This window comes from Vreelandella sulfidaeris Esulfide1, assembly GCF_054072535.1.
In genome coordinates, this window is the sequence record NZ_CM133364.1 from 3,725,215 (window position 1) to 3,745,801 (window position 20,587).

At 57.3% G+C, this 20,587-nt stretch carries 18 protein-coding genes; 7 read left to right on the plus strand and 11 right to left on the minus strand.

Annotated elements, in window-relative coordinates; genetic code table 11:
* Positions 1–10 precede the first annotated feature (10 nt).
* The 5 genes from ACW44H_RS17325 to speB are packed head-to-tail and all read left to right on the plus strand — an operon-like array spanning position 11 to position 4,581.
* Positions 11–709, plus strand: coding sequence for an amino acid ABC transporter permease (locus ACW44H_RS17325; RefSeq protein ID WP_457505770.1), 699 nt, complete (start codon positions 11–13; stop codon positions 707–709).
* Positions 696–1,514: an amino acid ABC transporter ATP-binding protein gene (locus tag ACW44H_RS17330; RefSeq protein WP_457505771.1), complete on the plus strand. Its 819-nt coding sequence runs from the start codon at positions 696–698 to the stop codon at positions 1,512–1,514. The genes ACW44H_RS17325 and ACW44H_RS17330 overlap by 14 nt, the downstream gene beginning before the upstream one ends.
* Positions 1,515–1,554: 40 nt before the next feature.
* Positions 1,555–2,274 carry a DUF1989 domain-containing protein gene (locus tag ACW44H_RS17335; RefSeq protein WP_457505772.1) on the plus strand — a complete coding sequence of 240 codons (720 nt, stop codon included), beginning with the start codon at positions 1,555–1,557 and terminating at the stop codon, positions 2,272–2,274.
* A gap of 20 nt (positions 2,275–2,294) precedes the next feature.
* Positions 2,295–3,584: a M20 family metallo-hydrolase gene (locus ACW44H_RS17340; protein ID WP_457505773.1), complete on the plus strand. Its 1,290-nt coding sequence runs from the start codon at positions 2,295–2,297 to the stop codon at positions 3,582–3,584.
* Positions 3,585–3,594: 10 nt separating this feature from the next.
* Positions 3,595–4,581: an agmatinase gene (gene speB, locus ACW44H_RS17345; protein WP_457505774.1), complete on the plus strand. Its 987-nt coding sequence runs from the start codon at positions 3,595–3,597 to the stop codon at positions 4,579–4,581.
* On the opposite strand, the gene ACW44H_RS17350 is transcribed toward speB, so the two are convergent.
* The 3 genes from ACW44H_RS17350 to ACW44H_RS17360 all read right to left on the minus strand — a co-directional run bounded on the left by ACW44H_RS17350 (position 4,578) and on the right by ACW44H_RS17360 (position 8,223).
* Positions 4,578–5,198: a TetR family transcriptional regulator C-terminal domain-containing protein gene (locus ACW44H_RS17350; protein ID WP_457505775.1), complete on the minus strand. Its 621-nt coding sequence runs from the start codon at positions 5,196–5,198 to the stop codon at positions 4,578–4,580. The two genes, speB and ACW44H_RS17350, sit on opposite strands and share 4 nt — an antisense overlap.
* Before the next feature lie 95 nt (positions 5,199–5,293).
* A complete protein-coding gene (locus tag ACW44H_RS17355; protein WP_457505776.1) occupies positions 5,294–6,790 on the minus strand; it encodes a CoA-acylating methylmalonate-semialdehyde dehydrogenase in 1,497 nt (498 codons plus the stop codon).
* Positions 6,791–6,849: 59 nt separating this feature from the next.
* Positions 6,850–8,223, minus strand: coding sequence for an aminotransferase class III-fold pyridoxal phosphate-dependent enzyme (locus ACW44H_RS17360; protein WP_457505777.1), 1,374 nt, complete (start codon positions 8,221–8,223; stop codon positions 6,850–6,852).
* A 194-nt stretch (positions 8,224–8,417) separates the two neighbouring features.
* On the opposite strand from ACW44H_RS17360, the gene ACW44H_RS17365 reads away from it, so the two are divergent.
* Positions 8,418–9,692: a Zn-dependent hydrolase gene (locus ACW44H_RS17365; protein ID WP_457505778.1), complete on the plus strand. Its 1,275-nt coding sequence runs from the start codon at positions 8,418–8,420 to the stop codon at positions 9,690–9,692.
* A gap of 36 nt (positions 9,693–9,728) precedes the next feature.
* Here the strand turns inward: ACW44H_RS17365 and menE are convergent, their stop codons facing one another.
* From menE to frdA, 6 genes are read right to left on the minus strand one after another with little or no spacing between them, the layout of a single operon-like run.
* A complete protein-coding gene (gene menE, locus ACW44H_RS17370; protein ID WP_457505779.1) occupies positions 9,729–12,068 on the minus strand; it encodes an o-succinylbenzoate--CoA ligase in 2,340 nt (779 codons plus the stop codon).
* A complete protein-coding gene (gene menB, locus ACW44H_RS17375) occupies positions 12,068–12,928 on the minus strand; it encodes a 1,4-dihydroxy-2-naphthoyl-CoA synthase (RefSeq protein WP_457505780.1) in 861 nt (286 codons plus the stop codon). Before menB ends, menE begins: the two co-directional genes overlap by 1 nt.
* A gap of 49 nt (positions 12,929–12,977) precedes the next feature.
* Complete coding sequence (gene frdD, locus ACW44H_RS17380) at positions 12,978–13,385, minus strand: fumarate reductase subunit FrdD (RefSeq protein ID WP_457505781.1); 408 nt, start codon at positions 13,383–13,385, stop codon at positions 12,978–12,980.
* Positions 13,386–13,387: 2 nt separating this feature from the next.
* Entirely contained in the window at positions 13,388–13,783 is a 396-nt protein-coding gene (locus ACW44H_RS17385) for a fumarate reductase subunit C (protein WP_457505782.1), read from the minus strand.
* Between the two features lie 14 nt (positions 13,784–13,797).
* Positions 13,798–14,550, minus strand: a complete 753-nt coding sequence (locus ACW44H_RS17390; protein ID WP_457505783.1) for a succinate dehydrogenase/fumarate reductase iron-sulfur subunit — start codon at positions 14,548–14,550, stop codon at positions 13,798–13,800.
* Positions 14,547–16,322: a fumarate reductase (quinol) flavoprotein subunit gene (gene frdA / locus ACW44H_RS17395; RefSeq protein WP_457505784.1), complete on the minus strand. Its 1,776-nt coding sequence runs from the start codon at positions 16,320–16,322 to the stop codon at positions 14,547–14,549. The genes ACW44H_RS17390 and frdA overlap by 4 nt, the downstream gene beginning before the upstream one ends.
* A gap of 257 nt (positions 16,323–16,579) precedes the next feature.
* Here frdA and ACW44H_RS17400 point away from each other — a divergent pair, with 257 nt between their 5' ends.
* Positions 16,580–18,049 (plus strand): anion permease, encoded by a 1,470-nt coding sequence (locus tag ACW44H_RS17400; RefSeq protein ID WP_457505785.1) that lies wholly within the window; start codon positions 16,580–16,582, stop codon positions 18,047–18,049.
* 8 nt (positions 18,050–18,057) lie between these two features.
* On the opposite strand, the gene menH is transcribed toward ACW44H_RS17400, so the two are convergent.
* The gene (menH, locus tag ACW44H_RS17405; protein WP_457505786.1) at positions 18,058–18,822 is read right to left on the minus strand and encodes a 2-succinyl-6-hydroxy-2,4-cyclohexadiene-1-carboxylate synthase; all 765 of its coding nucleotides are present in this window, start codon (positions 18,820–18,822) and stop codon (positions 18,058–18,060) included.
* Complete coding sequence (menD, locus tag ACW44H_RS17410) at positions 18,806–20,584, minus strand: 2-succinyl-5-enolpyruvyl-6-hydroxy-3-cyclohexene-1-carboxylic-acid synthase (protein ID WP_457505787.1); 1,779 nt, start codon at positions 20,582–20,584, stop codon at positions 18,806–18,808. Before menD ends, menH begins: the two co-directional genes overlap by 17 nt.
* Positions 20,585–20,587 lie beyond the last annotated feature (3 nt).

The window sequence follows — 20,587 nt, forward strand, 5'->3', positions numbered from 1 at the left end:
GATGCCCGCTATGTTCGATATTACCCTGCTATGGGAAGTGCGTGGCCTGATCCTACAAGGTTTCTGGAACACGCTATGGATCTGCTTTACAGGTTGCCTACTGGCGCTTTCGCTGGGTCTGGTGCTTGCCGCACTGCGTCTGGCCAACCCACGCCTGTTCAGCTACCCGGTCGCCTGCTACGTAGAGCTTTGCCGCGGCACCCCCCTGCTGATTCTGCTGTTCCTGCTCTATTACGGCGGCCCCAGCATTGGCTTGACGCTGAGCGCCAGCGTCGCAGGCGTAGTGGGGCTTGGCTTTTATGGTGCCGGTTATTTTGCAGAAATTTATCGTGGCGGCTTCAAGTCGATTCCCAAAGGCCAGTTGGAGGCGGCGCGGATGCTCGGCATCTCTCGCTGGCATGCGCTGACACGCATTCAGATTCCGCAAATGGCACGCTTGATCGTGCCGCCGGGTACTAATCAGTTGATCATTTTGGTGAAAGAGTCTGCGCTGATTTCAATCATCTCAGTAGATGACCTGACCAAAAACGCCACCACTATCGTCAACCAGACCTTTCAAGTCATCGAGCCCTACTTGGCCGTTGCCCTGCTCTACTGGCTAATGATCGAGCTGATTGCCCGTGGCGGCTATGCGCTGGAAAAGCGTCTGGCCAATCGTCAACCACGCCCTGCCGCTCAACAAGGAGCTACTCCCCATGTCCATGGCTGACACGCTCTCATCCTCATCGCCCGCGCGCCAGAAGTCGATTGTCGAGGCACACGGCATCAGCAAGCAGTTTGGCGACCTGGAAGTGCTGACCAATATCGACTTCAGCCTCGCCCCTTCCGAGGTGGTCTGTGTGATAGGCCCCTCCGGTTCGGGTAAATCCACCCTGCTGCGCTGCCTGGCGTTTTTGGAGCCCTACGATCATGGCAGCGTCTATATCGACGGTCAGTTGTTGGGCTTTGAGGATCGCAGCGGTAAACGCGTGCGCACCAGTGAAAAACGCGTCGACGAAGTACGTGCACCGGTGGGCATGGTCTTCCAGCACTTTCACCTATGGCCCCATCGCACCGCGCTGGAGAACGTGACCGAAGCGCTGCGGCTGGTCAACGGCCTTTCCCGTCGGGAAGCCGACACGGAAGGCATGGCCATGCTCGAACAGGTCGGCCTTGCCGATCGTGCGGGTCACTTTCCAGAGAGCCTTTCCGGTGGCCAGAAGCAGCGAGTGGCCATCGCGCGGGCGCTCGCCATGAAACCCAGAGTGATGTTCTTCGATGAGCCTACGTCGGCGCTCGACCCTGAACTCGTTGGCGAAGTGCTGGATGTCATGAAAAAGCTGGCCGCCGACGGCATGACCATGGTGATCGTCACTCACGAAATGGGCTTTGCCGCTAAAGTCGCTGACCGCGTGATCTTTATGGATCAAGGCCGCGTGGTCGAGAGCGGCCCACCCGCAACCCTATTCCGCCAACCAAAAAGCGAACGTCTTCAGCAGTTTCTTAACACCTGGCGCGAGCGCCATATCGACTGATTCAGTCACCTCAACACGATTAAAACACCAGGAGCATCCCATGAGTTCTGATACACGCTTTGACCACGCTCGCATTGAGCAACTGCCACGCAGCAACAGCGAACCTTGCGGCCATAACCACAGCTTGGAAAACCCCATCTCCCCCGACGGCACGCCGGTATTAGGCGAGCGCTACGAAGTGGCCGCCCGTGGCGGGCGAGCGGTGCGTCTAAAAGCCGGCCAAACCATCCGTATTATTAATACTCACGGCACCCAAGTATGCGACACCTGGGCGTTTAGCACTGATAACATTAACGAGTTCATGTCTTGGGAGCACGGGCGTGCCTGGTTGAGCGCACTGATTCCCCAGGTAGGCGATCCGCTGATCAGTAACCGCCGCCGCCCAATCATGACCCTCACCGCCGACACGTCGCCGGGTATCCACGACACGCTAATGGCCGCCTGCGACCTTTTCCGTTACATGACGCTGGGCGTTGAGGGCTACCACGACAGCTGCGCCGACAACCTGCGGTTAGCCATGCAAGCGATAGGCGTTGTCACCCCCGAGGTACCCCAGCCCCTCAACCTATGGATGAATATTCCAGTCAATGAACAAATGAAAGTCGACTGGTGCCCACCCGTTTCCAAACCCGGTGACTATGTGGAGCTACGCGCTGAGATGGACTGTATCGTCGCCATGTCCGCCTGCCCCCAAGACATTATTCCCATCAATGGAGCAGACTGTGTGCCTGTCGAGGTACATTTCGAAGTCTACGCATAACCATCGCCCAGGAGAGCCTGATGACAAGCCGCCTTAATGAGCCAACCGACAAGCCCGCTATCGACCCGGCGACTATCGCCGCAGCGGTAAGTCCAGAACGCTTGGCCAATGACCTGGCAAACGTAGCGATGATGGGCGGCCGTTCCGATGGCGGCGTGGCGCGTTTGGCGCTTGATGATAACGACACCCGCGCCCGGCTTTGGTTGATCGAGCAGGCAAGCGCCCTGGGTGCCAAGGCCAGCGTCGACGCTATCGGCAACGTGTTTCTTGATGTGCCCGGTAGCGACCCCACACTTGAGCCAGTCGTCACGGGCAGTCACTTGGATAGCCAACCGGCGGGCGGCAAGTACGATGGTGCGCTGGGCGTGCTGGCAGGGCTCGAGGCACTACGTGCATTGAAACAGGTTGGTTTCACCCCGAGCCGACCTCTCTCGCTGGTGAGCTGGACCAATGAAGAGGGGGCGCGGTTTTCCCCTGGCACCTCCGGTTCGGCGGTATTCTGCGGCGTACGCAGCATGGAGGAAACCCGCCAGATCGAAGACAGCGACGGCGTCAGCCTGGGAAGTGCATTAGATACTTGCCTGGCTGAACTGGACGCTGCCGGCGTGCCCCGCCGCCCCCTGGCGACCCCGATGCATGCCTTTCTAGAACTGCATATTGAGCAAGGCCCGATCCTGGAGCGCCAGGGTGCGTCAGCAGGCGTCGTGGAAGGTATTCAAGGCGTTAGCTGGTTTGAAGTCACCGTATCCGGAAGCGCCAACCACGCGGGCACCACCCCGCGCGCCATGCGCCGCGATGCGTTAGAGGGCGCCTGCGCGCTGGCAACCGCGCTGCGGGAGGCCGCCCGGGATAGCGAAGACCGCGTGCGTTTTACCATTGGCAAGTTTGCGGTCAGCCCTGGTTCGGTGAATACCATTCCCGACCAGGTCACCTTCACTATTGATTTACGCCACCCGGAAGCCGCGACGCTAAAAGCGTTGGAAGCCGAATTCAATGTGCTCGCCCAACAGACATGGGCGGGCTGCCAAGCAACACTGACATCGCTATCGCGCGTTGAGCCAGTGGCGTTTCCCGCCACACTCACCGCCCTGCTGGATGACACCGCCCACGAACTGGGGATTACTGCACCCCGATTAGTATCGGGTGCCTTTCACGATGCGATTCACCTCGCCAACCACTGCCCAACGGCGATGCTGTTTGTGCCCTGCCGCGATGGCCTGAGTCACCACCCTGATGAGCATACCGAACTCGATGATGCCGTCGCAGGCACTCAACTACTGGCCGCCAGTCTGGCGAGCTTAACCCGATAAGGAGAACCACATGGCCAAGGGCACCGACGGCATTCGCCGCAATGCCGCCACCGGCGAAAGCTACCTACCGCACCAAGAGCCACGCTATCGTGAAATAGCCAGTTTCATGCGTGCGCCGCTAGCCGAATCGTTAGAGGAGCTTGATATTGCCCTGGTCGGCATTCCGTTTGATGGCGGCGTTAGTAATCGCCCGGGCGCTCGCCACGGCCCGCGTGAGATTCGCAACCAGTCGAGCATGATGCGCAGCCTGCACCATGTCACCCGGCTGGACCCGTTTGCCCAGGCACGTATTGCCGACATCGGGGATGTGCGCTTTTCATCGATCTACGACCTTAAGCAGGTCTCTGATGATATTGCCGCTTATTACTCAGCCATTCGCCGAGCAGGGGTGATCCCGCTCAGCGCCGGGGGCGACCACTCCATCACCTACCCCATCCTGCGCGGCTTGGCAGCCGATGGCCCGGTAGGCTTGATACATATCGATGCCCACACCGACACCTGGGACGAGTTTCAGGGCTCGAAATTTCATCACGGCGGCCCCTTCCGGCTCGCCTGCGAAGAGGGCCTTATCGACCCCAAACGCACGGTGCAAATTGGCATTCGCGGCGCCCAAAACACTACCCAAGGGTGGGACTACTCCGCCGCCAGCGGCATGCGGGTGATGTTTATGGAAGAGGTAGATGCGCTAGGTATCGAGGCAACTATCGCCGAAGCACGACGCGTGGTCGGCAACGGCCCGGTTTATCTATCCTTCGATATCGACAGCATCGACCCCGCTTTCGCCCCAGGCACCGGCACCCCGGAAGTAGGCGGCCTCACCAGTCTGCAAGCCCTGCAGCTAGTGCGCGGATTTCGCGGCCTACCGCTTATCGGTGCCGACGTGGTAGAAGTCTCCCCACCCTTCGACCCCAGCGGCAACACGGCACTGCTGGGTGCCACTATCATGTATGAGCTTTTGTGTTTGATTGCTGAGCAGGTAGGCTCGGAGGAGGGCTAAGCTGTCAGCCCAATCCCTCGCAGGATCACCGAGGTCACCGACTGCACCGCTTTTTCAAACTGCAGGTCGTCCAGTGGCTGATCGTCGTTGAGCAGGCAGATTTGGTAGTCGAAATCAGCGTAGTGCTGTGTGGAGGCCCATATCATATACAGCAGATAGGAAGGCTCGACAGGATTGATCTGGCCCGTTTCAATCCATTCGCTGATTTTGGCCTCCTTGAGCTTGGCCCATTCATAGAGGTTGTCGCGCAGGCGATCTTTAAGGATCGGCGCGCCCTGCATGACTTCGGCGGCCCATACTTTCGAGCCGTGGGCGCGGTTGCGGGAGTGATTCATCTTGGCGCGAATATAGGTAGATAGCACCACGCGCGGGTCATCGTAGAGTTCAAAGCAGAGCGCGTCCTGCTTCCATATCTCCAAAAGCTCCAGCAACACATCCTGGTAGAGCGCTTTTTTGGTAGAGAAGTAGTAGTGCACGTTGGATTTGGGAATATCGGCCAGTTGGGCGATCTCGCCCATGGAGGCACCTGCATAGCCCTTCTCAGCAAACAACTGCTCAGCCGCCTGGAGAATCTTCTTAACGTTGGTTTGACGAATTTCGTCCTGGGTTCTCGCCACGCTATCCTCGTCCCTTTTACGCCTGAAGTACGTACCAAAAAAAGCACCATCGCGTGGCGATGGTGCTGAGAAGATGTCCTAGTTACCCCAAGACGTCAACTCTGATTGGCAGGGAACGAGAACTCAGCCTGGGTTGCTTCACTGACCGATGGCCAGCGCTGGGACACCGCCTTGCGGCGGGTATAGAAGCGCACCGAGTCAGGCCCGTAAGCGTGTAGGTCGCCAAACAACGAGCGCTTCCAGCCGCCAAAGCTGTGATAAGCCACCGGCACGGGAAGCGGCACATTGACCCCTACCATTCCCACTTCAATGCCATCGGTAAAGCGGCGAGCAGCTTCACCATCGCGGGTAAACAGGCAGGTGCCGTTACCGTATTCGTGGTCATTAATTAGCTTCATGGCATCGTCCAGGCTACCAACCCGCACCACGCACAGCACAGGCCCGAAGATCTCTTCCTGATAAATGCGCATCTCAGCGGTGACGTTATCGAACAGGCAGCCGCCGACAAAATAGCCCTCTTCATGGCCAGCCACTTTAAGGCTGCGGCCATCAGCGACGAGCGTTGCACCGGCGTTAATGCCTTCTTCGATGAAGCCGAGCACTTTATCGCGGTGCTCTGCTGTTACCAACGGGCCCATATCCAAGCCTTTCTCGGTGCCGGGGCCCACTTTCAGCTGAGCGATTTTGGGCAGCATGGTTTCCACCAGCCGATTGGCGGTTTCATCACCCACGCAGACGGCGACCGAGATCGCCATGCAGCGCTCGCCGCAACTGCCAAACGCCGCGCCCATTAGCGTGTTGGCGGCATTTTCCAGGTCGGCATCCGGCAGCACGACAGCATGGTTCTTCGCCCCGCCCAATGCCTGAACGCGCTTACCGGCGGCTGAACCACGAGAGTAGATAGCTTCCGCCACCGGCGTTGAGCCGACAAACGAAATGGCTTTAACGGCTTTGGCATCCAAGAGTGTTTCCACTGCTTCGCGACCGCCGTGAATCACGTTCATCACGCCTTTAGGCAGCCCCGCTTCTTGAAGCAGTTCGGCCACGGCCATGGATGCGGACGGGTCTTTCTCAGATGGCTTGAGGATAAACGTATTACCACAGGCAATTGCCATGGGGTACATCCACAGCGGCACCATGGCGGGGAAGTTAAACGGGGTAATGCCCGCGACTACGCCTAAGGGCTGGAAGTTTGACCAGGCATCAATGCCCGGCCCTACGTTGTGGGAGTACTCGCCTTTGAGTAGTTCCGGTACACCGCAGGCGTACTCCACGTTTTCGATGCCACGCTTGAGTTCGCCCATCGCATCTTCGGGAGTTTTGCCGTGCTCTTCGCTGACCAATTGCACCAGGCGGTCAGCATGCTCTTCCAGCAACTGCTTAAAACGGTACATCACCTGGGCGCGCTTGGCGGGTGGCGTATCGCGCCAAGCGGGAAAAGCAGCCTGGGCGGCAGTAATAGCACGCTCTACGTCGGCGGCATTCGCGTCAGCGACTTGGCGGATCACTTTGCCCGTTGAGGGATTGGTGACATCCAGCGTGCGCTGACTCTCGACTAACTCACCGTTAATTAGGTGGGAAACAACACTCATAGTGAAACTCTCTATAGTTAAACTCTTTATAGTTAAACTCGCTGAAATTGATCAGTAGATTAGGCTAACGAATCCAAGGTAGTCGCAACGGCGTCGAACAGGCGCTCAAGCTCAGCCTCGGTAGAGCCAAAGGGAGGGCCAAACTGCAGCGTGTCGCCGCCGTAGCGCACGTAGAAACCTGCTTCCCAGAGCGCCATGTGGGCATCCCGTGGGCGAATCGTTGGGTCGCCGTCGCGGGGGGTTAGCTGAATAGCCCCGGCCAAGCCGTAGTTACGAATATCGACAACGTGATTGCGGCCTTTCAATGCGTGCAGCTTCTGCTCAAAGGTGGGTGCGATGGCACTCACCTGGGCAGGGAAGTTTTCACGCTCCATCATTTCCAGCGCTGCTAACCCTGCAGCGCAGGCCACAGGGTGGGCGCTGTAGGTGTAGCCATGGGTGAATTCCACGGCATGCTGAGGGCCACCGGCGTGCATAAAGGTATCGAATATTTCGCTAGAAGCGATCACTGCGCCCATCGGCACTGCGCCGTTAGTGATCTGCTTGGCCACGTTCATAATGTCCGGTGTCACGCCAAAGGCTTCGGCGCCTGTGGTCGCGCCGCTGCGCCCAAAGGCGGTGATCACTTCGTCGAAAATCAACAGAATATCGTGGGCGGTACAGATTTCGCGCAGACGGTCTAGATAACCTTTGGGCGGCACGATCACACCGGCCGAGCCGGACATCGGCTCGACAATCACCGCCGCAATGGTGGAGGCATCATGCAACGCAATGTGATCGAGCAGCGCATCGGCGAGCTCAGCACCGGTTTCCGCTTGACCACGGGTGTAGGCGTGGCCCGCCTGGAGGGTGTGCGGTAGATGCGTTACATCCATCAACTGACCGTAGTGTTTGCGATTGCCGCCAATCCCACCCAGGCTGGTGCCGCCAATGTTGACCCCGTGGTAGCCCTTAGCGCGGCCAATCATGCGGGTTTTCTCAGGTTTTCCTTTTAACCGCCAATAAGCCTTGGCCATCTTGACCGAGGTATCGGCGGCTTCTGATCCAGAGTTGGTGAAAAACACATGGTCAAGCCCGGCAGGCGTCAGGCTTGCAACCTTTTCCGCCAGCTTGAATGCCAATGGATGGCCAATCTGAAAGCCGGGGGCAAAATCAAGGCTGCCCAATTGCGCCGCGACAGCCTTTTGAATCTCTTCGCGGTTATGGCCCGCGCCGCAGGTCCATAACCCGGAAAGCGAATCGAACAGCTTACGGCCCTGGTCATCGATGTAGTAACGCCCTTCCGCCCCGGTAATCACACGCGGGTTGGCACGAAAATCTCGATTCGAGCTAAACGGCATCCAGTAATGCTGATTAAGCACGGTGTGGGCGCGGCGTTCTTCACCAGCGCCCTCAGAAGCTTGCGGGGTTGCATTGCTTTTTAGTTCAAACATGTGTCCAGCTCCATCAATAGGCGGCGTTACCTCAGCATGCGTCACCAGACACGTTTATAAAATTACGCTTTTCTTTTGTTCACGTTAGAGAATTTATACGTAACGCCATCTTTTTTATCTCTACGCTAGCAATGGAGCCGAACAATAAACCGAGGAGTCGCCAGCTTCGCCCGTGCTCAATAAAAGGAAGTCATATGAACTCGCTTACTGAACCGAAAATCGCCCTAGCTGACCTACGTACCGACAGCGACCGACTCTGGGATTCACTGATGGAGATGGCCAAACTAGGCGCCACCGCTAAAGGCGGCGTCAATCGGCAGGCGCTTACCGATCTAGAACGACAAGGACGCGACCTATTTATCCAGTGGTGCCGCGCCGAGGGCTGCACGATTCGGATCGATACTATCGGCAATATCTTTGCCCTCCGTGAAGGCAGCGATCCCAACGCAAAAACCGTGATGGCGGGCAGCCATCTTGATAGTCAGCCTACTGGCGGCAAATACGACGGCTGCTTCGGCGTACTCTCAGGCCTGGAAGTGATTCGCACCCTTAACCAGCACAACATCACCACGCAATCCCCTATCGAAGTCGTCGCCTGGACTAACGAAGAAGGCTGCCGTTTTCCGCCCTGCATGATGGGCTCCGGCGTATTCAGCGGTGAGCTGGAATTTGACGCCATGATGGCGCGCACCGATGCCGATGGCGTGACGGTGAGCGATGCACTGGATGCCATCCACTACCGCGGCAGCGATAGCGTCTCACCAGATGAGATAAAAGCTTATTTTGAACCGCACATTGAGCAGGGGCCGATCCTGGAAGATACCGACACCACCATTGGCGTGGTGATCGGCGGGCTCGGGCAGAAGTGGTTCGACTTAACGCTGACCGGGCTTGAAGCCCACGCGGGCCCTACGCCGATGAACCTGCGCCGGGATGCTATGATGGGCGCGGCCGAAGTCACCCAAGCGCTCAACCGTATCGCCTTTGATCATCAGCCCCACGGGCGTGGCACGGTCGGCTGCATGACGCTGCACCCTGGTTCCCGTAACGTCATTCCAGGCCAGGTCAAAATGACCCTGGATATGCGCCACTGGGAGCCTGAAGCGCTTGAGTCCATGGGCCAGGCAGTCACCGCTGCTGTTGAGGAGATTTGTCAGCGCCACGGCCTTGAATACCAATTAGAGCCCACTGCCAATTTCGCGCCTGAATACTTCAATAAAGCGTGCGTGGATGCAGTGCGCCAAGGAGCAGAGAAGCTCAATCTCTCCCACATGGATATCATCAGCGGTGCCGGCCACGATGCGATGTTTGTGGGTCGTGTGGCCCCCGCCGCGATGATCTTTATTCCTTGCAAGGATGGCATTAGTCACAACGAAATTGAGAGCGCTACACCAGAGCACGTTCATGCAGGCTGCAACGTTCTACTCCATGCCATGCTGGACGCTGCTGGCGCTGACCTAGCTGAATAAGCTGAATAATGAGGCAAAGCCTAAAAGGTCATGTCGCTAAACGGCTAAATTTGCGTGTGCCCGCGCCAGCTCAGAGAACTGCTTTCGGGAAGGCTTAAAACCCACTCCTGGAGGCCAGGCTAGCCAGGCGTCGGGCACTATAAAGCCGGGTAGCGTCTCGCGTACCCAGGCGCTTAGCGCCTGCTCTGTCACGGTTTCCCCATGCCAATCGATAAACGCCACCGGGCGCTCTCCCCACTCGGGGTGGGGCACCGGTACGACCAGCGCCTGGGCGACGCTGGGGTGGTCGACTAAACGCTGCTCAATTGCTTCCGGCTGAATATTCTCGCCGCCGGAGATAAAACCGTTATCGAGCCGCCCTTCCACCACCAGCGCGCCTTCCGAAGTGAAGTGCCCCTTGTCGCGGGTAGCAAACCAGCCCTCGCCATTGAGGGCTGGATCAACCTCGCCGTGATTCAAGTAGCCGCTGAACAGGGTCTCGCCGCGCACCTGTATCTCACCCTCGACAATCCTCACTTCGCGGCCTGGCAGCGGCCTGCCGACGACGCCCGGTGCGGTGGGGATACCAGTGCAGACTTGGCTGGCCATCTCGGACAGCCCATAACTAACCTTCGGCGTTAGCCCCAGTGATGTCATCTTCGCCACCAGCGGCGCGGGTATCGCCGCGCCACCTAGCAGCAGTTCGCGCAGTTGAGTGCGCTGGGGCGTAAAGCCCGCTTTCAACAGTCGCCAAAGCTGAGTAGGTACCAGAGAGAGGTGGGTGATTGACTGCTGCTCAAGACGTGCTGGCAGCGTTTGCGGATCGTCATCGAGAATCACCCGCCCACCGGCGAGAAAAACACGAAACGGGATAGCGTAGCCGCCAATATGAAACAGCGGCAGCGAAAGCAGCCAGCCACTGTTTTGATCAATGGGTATAAACGACGCTGAACCACGCGCGGAAGCCAAGTGATTGGCCACACTATGTAACACCGCCTTAGGCGTGCCGCTAGAGCCAGAGGTAAAAATGGTGTTGCAGAGCTGACTGCCATCGAGCTCTGTCGGCTCACCTACATTAGCTTCCGCCAGGAAATCGAGGGTAATCGGCGTTAGCTGTGAGGAGTAATCATCGTCGCTTTCCGTTTGGCAAACACGGTCAGCCTGCAAACGGTTGGCTAACTTGAGTTGCTGGGTAACAGGGAACGCTGGGTTAAGCGGGCAGAAAACAACCCCGGCCCGCAGGCAGGCCCACGCCAGCAGCAAGGATTCAAGCGAGCCTTTCGCGGGAACCACTAGCCGATCACCCGGCACAAAACCTTTCCGGGCCAGTTGCTGTGCTAAAGACGCCACGCGACGATTGAGCGTCCGATAACTTAGCATTACCGAGCCAGCCTCTATCGCAATATGCGTAGGGGTCTCTTTAGCCCAGTAGTGAATAGGGCAAGTATCTTTCACGCTGAATTTTTCCATTTTAGAGAGACAGTGCAAGTTTTCTGTCATCACTTCGCCAGTGGCAGTGATAATGCGCTCGGTAAGCCAGTGGCCCGTGTCCAGCCCCGGCGGCTCATTGGGCGCCCACTCACTAGCCAACCGAGCAAGCAGACCAAGTCCTAAATCAGATTCAAAGCTGGAGGAAATCACCACGCGTAGGTTACCCGCCCGCGCTCGCTGAACGAGTGCCTCGCAGTCTCTTAACGAGCCGATCAGCATGGGTTTGATTACCAGGGTTTTAAGCTGAGGGTGGCAATACCACTTTTCCCGGCGGGATAGCGTTTCATCCAGGGCAATGGCCACCCCAGTGGCGTCTGCTACGGCGATAGTGTCAGCAAAAGCAGCGCAGGGCTCTTCCAGGTAGTCGATATGTTCAAGGGGTAGGCGCTCGCAGAAGCGCTGGGCTTCTTTATGCGTCCAGCCACCGTTGGCATCCAAAATCAGTTGGGTAGCGGGGAGCCATTTGGCAAGCTGCTCGATCAGTGCCAGCTCTTCTTCCATGGCGTAGCGTGCCACCTTTAGCTTGAGTCGAGACGGTGGCGACGCTTGCCAATTGGCGGTTGAAAAAGACTCGATGAGCTCTGCAGGGGCTCCCTGGAGTAGCGGGTAGGGCGGCAAAGGCGCAGAAAGGTTGTTTGGCCAAGAGCGCTGAGCGCAGTCAAACCCAAACTGCACCGAAGGCAGCGTTGGGGAGACTTTTTCGCCTCGGCTCATAGCAGTCAAACAGGCCAGACTTTCGGCTTCAGCTTCCGCCAGGCTTTCATTCGAGAAGCCGGGCAGCGGAGCAATCTCGCCCCATTGCCCGTTGATGGAAACTAATAGCCCTTCTCTGTGCGCCAGCCGCTGGCCTTTAAACATCAACGGCTGACGAAACGGTAGGGAGTAGCGGTAAAGCGCCAGCTGCATTAAGGGTTACGCGGGTAGCGGGAAAAATCCGGGCGACGCTTCTCGTTAAAGGCGTTACGCCCCTCCTGCCCCTCTTCGGTCATGTAGTAGAGCATGGTGGCATTGCCCGCCAGTTCCTGTAGACCGGCCTGGCCATCGCAGTCGGCATTGAGGGCGGCTTTTAGGCAGCGCAACGCCATGGGGCTGTGCTGTAGCATCTCGCGACACCAGCGCACGCTCTCTTTCTCCAGCTCGCCCAGCGGCACCACATGGTTGACCAAACCCATCTCCAGCGCTTGGCCGGCGCTGTACTGACGGCACAGAAACCAGATCTCCCGGGCTTTTTTCTGGCCCACAATGCGCGCCATATAGGAGGCACCGTAGCCACCATCAAAAGAGCCCACTTTGGGGCCTGTTTGGCCGAAAACCGCATTGTCGGCCGCAATGGTCAGATCGCACATTAGATGCAGCACGTGGCCGCCGCCGATAGCGTAGCCCGCCACCATCGCCACCACCGGTTTGGGGCAGGTGCGAATATCGCGCTGGAAATCCAGCACGTTGAGATGGTGGGTGCCCTCTTCATCCTGGTAACCGCCATAGTCACCGCGAATGCGCTGATCACCGCCGGAACAAAACGCTTTGTCACCTGCGCCCGTGAGCAAAATGGCGCCAATGGCGCTATCGTGACGGGCGCGATTAAGCGCTTGAGCCATCTCGCTGACCGTTAACGGGCGAAAGGCGTTGCGCACCTCGGGACGGTTGATGGTGATGCGTGCAATGCCCTCGGCACTGGTGTGGTACAAAATATCCTGATAGCCTTCTGAACGGTCCTGCCACTCGATCGGTGAATAGAGTTCTGCTTCAGTGAGTCCGTTGATCATGCCTGTCTCTTTTTTATCTGTCAGGGATAAGGTGAGGACAGTAAGCCGTTTAGCTAAAGAAGCCCGCCACGACTATGCCCAAGGCTACGATGCTTAGCAGCGCAGCCCCACCGTACATCAGTTTTTTGTTAAGTGCGTCATTGCCAACGCTGATATCAAACAGCCCATGGCGCATACGGTGGGCCGCATGAAATAGCGGTAGGCAAACCACCGCGCCAACAAACAGCAAGCCCGGTACGCTAAACAGCAGCGTTGATGCTCGCTCATAGCTCAACGCATCGGCGGGCAGTAGGCCAAGGGGCAATAAAATCGCTATAAATAAAATCACGGCGGGTAGCAAGACGGCAAAACAGACGCCGCCCGCGCTAAACAGCCCCCACCAAAGCGGCTCATCAAAGGCCTGTTTGTGCTGTGCACCTTGTTTGCCACTAGGTTTGCTCATGGCTTGCTTGATCATGTTCATGCCCTCCCCAATAGCCAGAAGAATAGCAACGCGACCGCCACTACACCTGCCCACTGCCCAGCCACAATCATATTGTCAGGCAGGCTGTGGCCAGCGATGCGCAGCGGCATTACCCGCGGGAATAGCACAAAGAAGGTGGCGGCGTGAAACAGGCTGGCGGCCAATGCAAGAAGATTCAGCACAAATACGATGGGGGAACGCATAAAGGCGATCCACCCTTGCCAGCTCTCTGCCCCTTGAAGAAGTGCAACCATACCGGCGAGTAAACAGAGCGTGAAGAAAACCAGCGGCAATACTGTGGCTTCGCGCAGCATATAGAGTTTAAAAAAGCGGTGTTTCAGCCACCAGTTGCGCTTCAGTGGCGGCAGGCGTTGCGACGATAATTTATCCACGACTTCTCCTCCCTCTAACCTTTAAACAGCGCAATAAGCGTGTGTTTGGCCGCCTCGACCTTACCCTGATTCACCGCAGCGGCCGGGTCGACGTGCTTGGGGCACACCTTGGAGCAGAAGCCCACAAAGGTGCAGCTCCACACCCCTTCGTGGCGATTGAGCTCCGCCATGCGCTGCTTCTTGCCGTGGTCGCGGCTATCCAGGTTGTAACGGTGGGCCAGCGTCAGCGCCGCCGGGCCAAGGAACTCAGGATTAAGTCCAAACTGCGGGCAAGCCGAGTAGCAAAGGCCACAATTAATGCAGTTAGCGAACTGCTTGTAGCGGGCGAGCTGTTCGGGCGACTGTTGATAGGTTTCCGGCGCCTGGGGGTCGTAAGATTTCACCGGATTGTCATCGATCAAATAGGGCTTAACCGCGGCCAAGTGCTCAAGGAATATTTCCATATCCATCACCAGATCCCGCTGTACGGGGAAGTGGGATAGCGGCTCGATGCGGATATCACCGTCATAATCACGCAAAAAAGTTTTGCAGCCGAGCTTGGGAATGCCGTTAACCATGACCCCGCAGGAGCCACAAATCGCCATGCGGCACGACCAGCGGTAACTCAGCGTGCTATCGAGCTGCTCTTTGATATGGTTGAGGGCATCCAGTAGCGAGGTACTGTCGTCCACCGGTAACTCGTACTGCTGCCAGAAAGGTTCAGCCGAGCTATCTGGCAGATAGCGTTTGACGCTGACTTGTTTGGTGCTGATCTGCTGGGTGTTCATACCTTGCCCCCCTTGCCCGCATCGCCATAGGCCCGCTCAGACGGTGCGGAAAACCGCACATCGACCTCCTGCCAGTGCAGCTCGGCATGGGCATCGCCTTGATAAAAGACCTGGCTGTGCTTGAGGTAATTAACATCGTCGCGCTTCTGCATGCCTTCATCCAAGCGCTGATGAGCACCGCGGGATTCACGCCGCTCCAGTGCACTTAAGCAAGAAGCTTCGGCAATATCCAGGCCACACTCAAGCTCCAGGCACTCCAGTAGCTCGGTGTTGAAGATCTTGCTGGTATCGTTTACGCGAACCTTGTTAAAGCGCGCACGCAGTTGACGCATGGTATCAAGCGATTCCTGCATGCCCTTTTCAGTGCGATAAATACCGCAGCCGCTCTCCATGGCCTGCACCATGGCGTGCTTGAGTTCTACCCAGTTCTCCCCACTGCCGGTTCCGTCACAGAGTCGCAGTAGTTTGGCTTGCTGACGATCACCCTGGGCTTCCAGCAAGTGCATATCGGCCCACTCGGTTTGCGCTGCACGTTGACTTGCTTGCTCGCCGGCCAAGCGGCCAAAGACCAGTAGCTCGGTAAGCGAGTTGGAACCCAGCCGGTTGGCCCCATGTAAACCGACGGAGGCGCACTCCCCAGCGGCGTATAGCCCGGCAATCGAGGTTTCGCACTGAGGGTCGGTTTCGATCCCGCCCATGGTGTAGTGAACCGCTGGGCGAATGGGAATCGGCTCTTTCACCGGATCAACGTTGATATAGGCTTTGGCCAGCTCGCAGATAAACGGCAAACGCTCTAAGATATATTTCTCACCCAGGTGACGCAGGTCGAGATAGACCACGTCGCTGTCGCCAAACTTGCCGGTGCGGCCCGCCTGCTGTTCCTGCCAAAAGGCCTGGGAAAGTTTGTCCCGAGGCCCCAGCTCCATGTACTTGTTTTCCGGCTTACCCAATGGTGTTTCCGGGCCTAGGCCATAATCCTGCAGATAGCGATAGCCATCTTTATTGAGCAAAATGCCCCCTTCGCCCCGGCACGCTTCGGTAATCAAAATACCGGAACCAGGCAGGCCTGTGGGGTGGTATTGCACAAATTCCATATCCCGCAGTGCCACGCCGTGACGGTAGGCCATCGCCATGCCGTCGCCGGTGACAATACCCGCGTTGGTATTGAAGCGGAACAGGCGCCCTGCGCCGCCGGTAGCAAGAATCACCGCTTTAGCGCGCAGCAAGGTCAATTCACCGGTGGCGATTTGCAGGGCTATCACGCCGATGACAGCCCCTTCATGAACGGCCAAGTCGACTACGAAGTACTCATCAAAACGCTCGATCTCAGGGTATTTCAGCGAAGTTTGAAACAGCGTATGCAGCATATGGAAGCCGGTTTTATCGGCCGCGAACCAAGTGCGGGCGGTTTTCATACCGCCAAAGCGGCGCACCTGCACTTGGCCATCGTCTTTACGGCTCCAGGGGCAACCCCAGCGCTCCATCTGTACCAGCTCTTGATAAGCGTGGTGGACAAAGTAATCAACGACGCCTTGTTCAACCAACCAATCCCCGCCTGACACAGTGTCGTCAAAGTGGGCCTGATGGGAATCCTCGGCACTGGTGACGGCGGCGGCGGCCACGGTATGAGAGCGCATGGGGTATACCTTGGAGAGCAGTGCAATACGCTGGGGAGTACCTTGCTCCTTAGCCTGCTCGGCCGCGCCAATGGCAGCGCGTAGGCCTGCCCCTCCTCCACCCACAATAACGATATCGAAATCTCGCTGTTGCATGACGCTTCCTTCCGTTAGTCAGGTCGTAATGGCGATACGCTGCGGCGCCTTCTTCTTTTCAAATTACCATACCCCTAGCAGGCCGCGATTATTACTCGAAAGGAGTATTGACGTACGTCAAGGAAGGCGAAAATTAAGTTATCGTTGCTTTTACCTTAATGCCACACCGCTTACTCTTCAGGGCAATTACTGCCAGGCAGATAGCTGCCCACCAAGCGACAAAAGTAAATACGCTAAACACTGAAGAGAGGTGCCGCATGACTACCAATGCCCAACCCTCACCGCGATGGAAACTGCTAGCGCCGTTAGCAGTCGCTATTATTGTCGCGCTGATCCCCACTCCACCGGGGCTTGCGCCCCATGCGTGGTACTTCTTCGCCATTTTTCTCGGCTGTGTCGTTGGCTTGATTCTCGAACCCTTGCCCGGTGCGGTGGTGGGGCTGGTCGGCGTTACGCTGGTGGCACTGCTTTCGCGGTGGGTGCTGTTCTCTCCGGAGCAACTGGCAACTGACGGCTTTAATGCCGCCAACCAAGCATTCTCATGGGCCGTGTCGGGCTTTACCAACTCCACCGTCTGGCTAATTTTTGGCGCCTTTATGTTTGCCCTGGGCTATGAAAAGACCGGCTTGGGCAGGCGAATATCACTCTGGCTGGTCAAGGCAATGGGTAAACGCACCTTAACCCTGGGCTACGCGGTAATGATTGCCGATGGCATTCTGGCGCCCTTTACGCCCTCTAATACGGCGCGTAGTGCGGGTACCATCTACCCGGTAATTCGTAACCTGCCACCGCTTTACGACTCCCACCCTAATGATCCCAGCATGAAGCGCATGGGCAGTTTTCTTATGTGGACAGCGCTCGCATCTACCTGTGTGACAAGCTCACTATTTTTAACCGCGCTGGCACCCAACCTATTGGCTATCGCACTAACTGAAAGCACCACCGGTATTCGTATCAACTGGGGGCAGTGGTTCATGGCCGTCGTGCCGGTGGGCATTCTGCTGCTTTTACTGGTGCCGCTACTGAGTTATTGGTTATGCGCCCCCGAGGTGAAAGCGGGTAATGAAATTTCCGATTGGGCTGGAAAGGAGTTAACCAAGCTGGGAGCACTGACCCGTAATGAAATAATACTGGTCATGATGGTGGTCACTGCCCTATTGCTATGGATTTTTGCGGGCAGTGTTATCTCTGGGTCACTGGTGGGTTTATTGGTCATCTGCGGGATGCTGTTAGTGGGCATCGTGAGTTGGAAGGATATTCTCGATAACCATGCCGCCTGGAATACCTTTGTATGGTTTGCCACCTTGGTAGCACTCGCAGGTGGGCTGAGCCTAGTGGGTTTCGTTAATTGGTTTGGCAATGTGGTCGGCGGGCAGATCAGCCACTTCGACCCGCTGATGGCCATGGTGGCACTGGTGGCCATCTTCTATCTACTGCACTATTTCTTCGCCAGCGTGACAGCGCACGTTACCGCCCTGCTGCCGGTGATTCTGGCAGCGGCATCGGGGATTGCCGGGTTGGATATGCAGATGTTTGTTCTGCTGCTACTTCCCACGCTGGGCTTTATGGGCATTCTCACCCCCTACGGCACGGGCCCAAGCCCCGTCTACTACGGCAGTGGCTATCTACCCAGCACACTCTTCTGGCGGCTAGGAGCAATCTTCGGGTTGCTATTTCTAGTGGCTTGGCTGGTGATCGGCCTACCCTGGTTAATGGTGATTAGCTGACCACTGGTTTAGCCAAACGTTTGATACCAAGCGTTGATCTGTTGTGAGATTTCACCAGGCTGTTCAGCATGAAGGTTGTGCCCCCCGTCTAGCGTGATCTGGTGCAGGCGGGGGGCCATCGTTTTTAGACGAGAAGCCAGCGTGTGGAACTTGGCATCCCGCAGACCCGAAAAATAGCTGACCGGTAGCGACGTATTTGCCAGCCACGCCCATTGCGATGGCTGCTTGCCGAGTGACGTTGCACGCAGCATATTCGCGACAGCTGCCCCATGATTAGCAAGACGGCGTTGAACCTGCCGACGACGCTGGGCCTCGGTTAGGTCGGAAAACACCGGTTGTTGGTACCAGTCAGTCAGTACCCCCTCCATTGGTTCCTGCTCGAAACGTGTTGCCCAGCGTTCATCGTGGGCAATCCGGGCGGGTCGCTCGCTGGCAGCTAGCCCTGGATGAGCGCTTTCCAACCAGAGGGCGGCAAGACCTAATGGCTGACGGCTAGCATGGTAAAGCGCCAAGCGCCCGCCCAGGGAGTAGCCCAGCAGGCAGTAGCGGCGAATACCGTGAGCCACCAATGTGTCAGTAAGCCAATAGTGAAACGCCTCAAAAGAGGCTGTCTGGACGCGGTGATTTTCGCCATGCCCAGGCAAGTCCAACGCTAAGCAATCAACGCCTTCCAAGCCATCACTCACCCCCGCCCAATCGTGGCGATCGCCCAGCAGGCCGTGCAGCATGACCAGGGTTGGCTTGGATCCCTTTTGCTTAAATTCGTCGCTCACCCTCTTCCTCCCGAAGTGCGGCTCCTAGCGCTGTCAGATCATCGGCGACCTGCTGATGGGGTACGTTAACCTCGATCAACGTAACGCCCACCGTTAGAGCTTGGCTATAGGCTGTCGCAAAGGCGTCCAGTGACGCTGGCGCAACGTAGCCAAGCCCAAACATCTGCGCCGCATGCTCGAAGCTCAAGCCGTGAGGCTGTCGATAATAGCGCTCCAGCAGATCACCCTCTTTAGGCACTGGCAGCATATGGAAAATACTGCCGCCATCGTTATTGAGGATAACCACCACCAGTGGCTGGGTGGCTTGTTTCAGCAACGCCAGGCTATTGAGGTCATGTAACGCGCTGGTATCTCCCAGCAAAATAGTAGTGGGCTCTTGGCGAGTGCAGCTAATGCCATAGCCAGTGGCAATCAATCCATCGATACCGGAAGCGCCGCGATTGGCAAATACCCGCAGCGTTATTTGGCGATGCGTACCCAGCATATTCATAAGCCGTGCTGGCAGGCTGTTGCCTATAAAAAGTTGCCCTCTAGCTAGCTGCGCTAGCTGGTGGCAGACGCCCAACTCTGACAATGCTGTACAGAACTCCTCGATAAGCTGACTGGTGCGGCGCTGGAGGCTAGCCAATTGATGCCAAGTAGGTTGCTCGGGAATCGCCGGTAAATCAGCGATAAAGTCGGCAGGCGAGCATATCAAACGGCGCTTAACACAGTAATCAGGGTCCAACCGCTGGGGCAGCGGATCAACCAACCAGACGTCCTGCCACGACTGCTGGGTAATAAACTGGCTTAATCGCTTGGAAATCAGCCGACCGCCAAACTGTAGCAGCACCTCGGCTTTAGCGAGTTCAGCGCTGAAACCTTCGTCATGCAGCGCCAGGTCAAAATGAATTAGATTTTGAGGATCAAAATGGATCTGGCTCTGCACATCCGCTAACAGCGGCCAACCTAACTGCTTGGATAGCTCAACAATCTGCTGAGCCAGCTGGGAGTCATTAACAAGGTCTTCAACTCTCTTTTCAACCCTGTCTTCAACCCTGCCAACAACAATCAGGCCGCGCTGCTGGGCAAGCGCTTCCCACTCGCTGTTGAGCGCTGGAACCGCTGTACTGGCCTGCCATTCACTCCAAGGTGTGGAGGCGGTCAGCCAGTTACCCAGCGGGGCGAGATAGCCACTGGCATCCACCAGGCAACGGCCGGGGTAAAGCGGTTCGCGGTATCGGCAGTTAATGTGGATGGGCCCAGGGGAGCGGTGCTGTTGATCAATGGCTTGATCAAGCGTGTTGAGGAGAAATGCGGCTTTTATCTCAGCCTCTGGCGGCGGCAAGTCATGATAGGCAATGGTGTGGCGCGAGAAAATATCGCGCTGATCAATCGCCTGGTTGCTGCCGTTATCCAGTAGCTCAATGGGGCGGTCGGCAGAGAGCACAATGAGCGGCACGCCGAGCAGCTTGGCTTCTACCACCGCCGGGTAAAGGTTCGCCACGGCAGTGCCTGAAGTGGTGATAATGACCACCGGACGCTGATTGCCCCGGGCAATACCCAGCGCCATAAACCCCAGCCCACGCTCGTCAAAATGGCAGTGGCAGTGCAGCCCGGGATGCTCACTGGCGGCCATGGTCAAAGGCGATGAACGGGAGCCTGGCGCCAGCACTACGTCGCGGACACCCAAGCGGTAGTGTTCCTCCAGCATTAGCGCCGCCCACACATGATTAAAGGTGGCGTGCTCTTTCATAAAGCCGCTCGATGTCGGTGCTGTCATCTA

Bases quoted from the DNA above. Each gene is read 5' to 3' on its own strand.
- menE (WP_457505779.1), bottom strand. From the start codon at position 12,068: ATGCAGCTGGCGCTTTACCGCTACTCCCTACCGTTTCGTCAGCCGTTG.
- ACW44H_RS17360 (WP_457505777.1), bottom strand. From the start codon at position 8,223: ATGTTTGAACTAAAAAGCAATGCAACCCCGCAAGCTTCTGAGGGCGCT.
- ACW44H_RS17330 (WP_457505771.1), top strand. From the start codon at position 696: ATGTCCATGGCTGACACGCTCTCATCCTCATCGCCCGCGCGCCAGAAG.
- frdA (WP_457505784.1), bottom strand. From the start codon at position 16,322: ATGCAACAGCGAGATTTCGATATCGTTATTGTGGGTGGAGGAGGGGCA.
- ACW44H_RS17325 (WP_457505770.1), top strand. From the start codon at position 11: ATGTTCGATATTACCCTGCTATGGGAAGTGCGTGGCCTGATCCTACAA.
- ACW44H_RS17400 (WP_457505785.1), top strand. From the start codon at position 16,580: ATGACTACCAATGCCCAACCCTCACCGCGATGGAAACTGCTAGCGCCG.
- ACW44H_RS17340 (WP_457505773.1), top strand. From the start codon at position 2,295: ATGACAAGCCGCCTTAATGAGCCAACCGACAAGCCCGCTATCGACCCG.
- ACW44H_RS17355 (WP_457505776.1), bottom strand. From the start codon at position 6,790: ATGAGTGTTGTTTCCCACCTAATTAACGGTGAGTTAGTCGAGAGTCAG.
- frdD (WP_457505781.1), bottom strand. From the start codon at position 13,385: ATGATCAAGCAAGCCATGAGCAAACCTAGTGGCAAACAAGGTGCACAG.
- ACW44H_RS17390 (WP_457505783.1), bottom strand. From the start codon at position 14,550: ATGAACACCCAGCAGATCAGCACCAAACAAGTCAGCGTCAAACGCTAT.
- ACW44H_RS17365 (WP_457505778.1), top strand. From the start codon at position 8,418: ATGAACTCGCTTACTGAACCGAAAATCGCCCTAGCTGACCTACGTACC.
- menB (WP_457505780.1), bottom strand. From the start codon at position 12,928: ATGATCAACGGACTCACTGAAGCAGAACTCTATTCACCGATCGAGTGG.
- speB (WP_457505774.1), top strand. From the start codon at position 3,595: ATGGCCAAGGGCACCGACGGCATTCGCCGCAATGCCGCCACCGGCGAA.
- menD (WP_457505787.1), bottom strand. From the start codon at position 20,584: ATGACAGCACCGACATCGAGCGGCTTTATGAAAGAGCACGCCACCTTT.
- ACW44H_RS17335 (WP_457505772.1), top strand. From the start codon at position 1,555: ATGAGTTCTGATACACGCTTTGACCACGCTCGCATTGAGCAACTGCCA.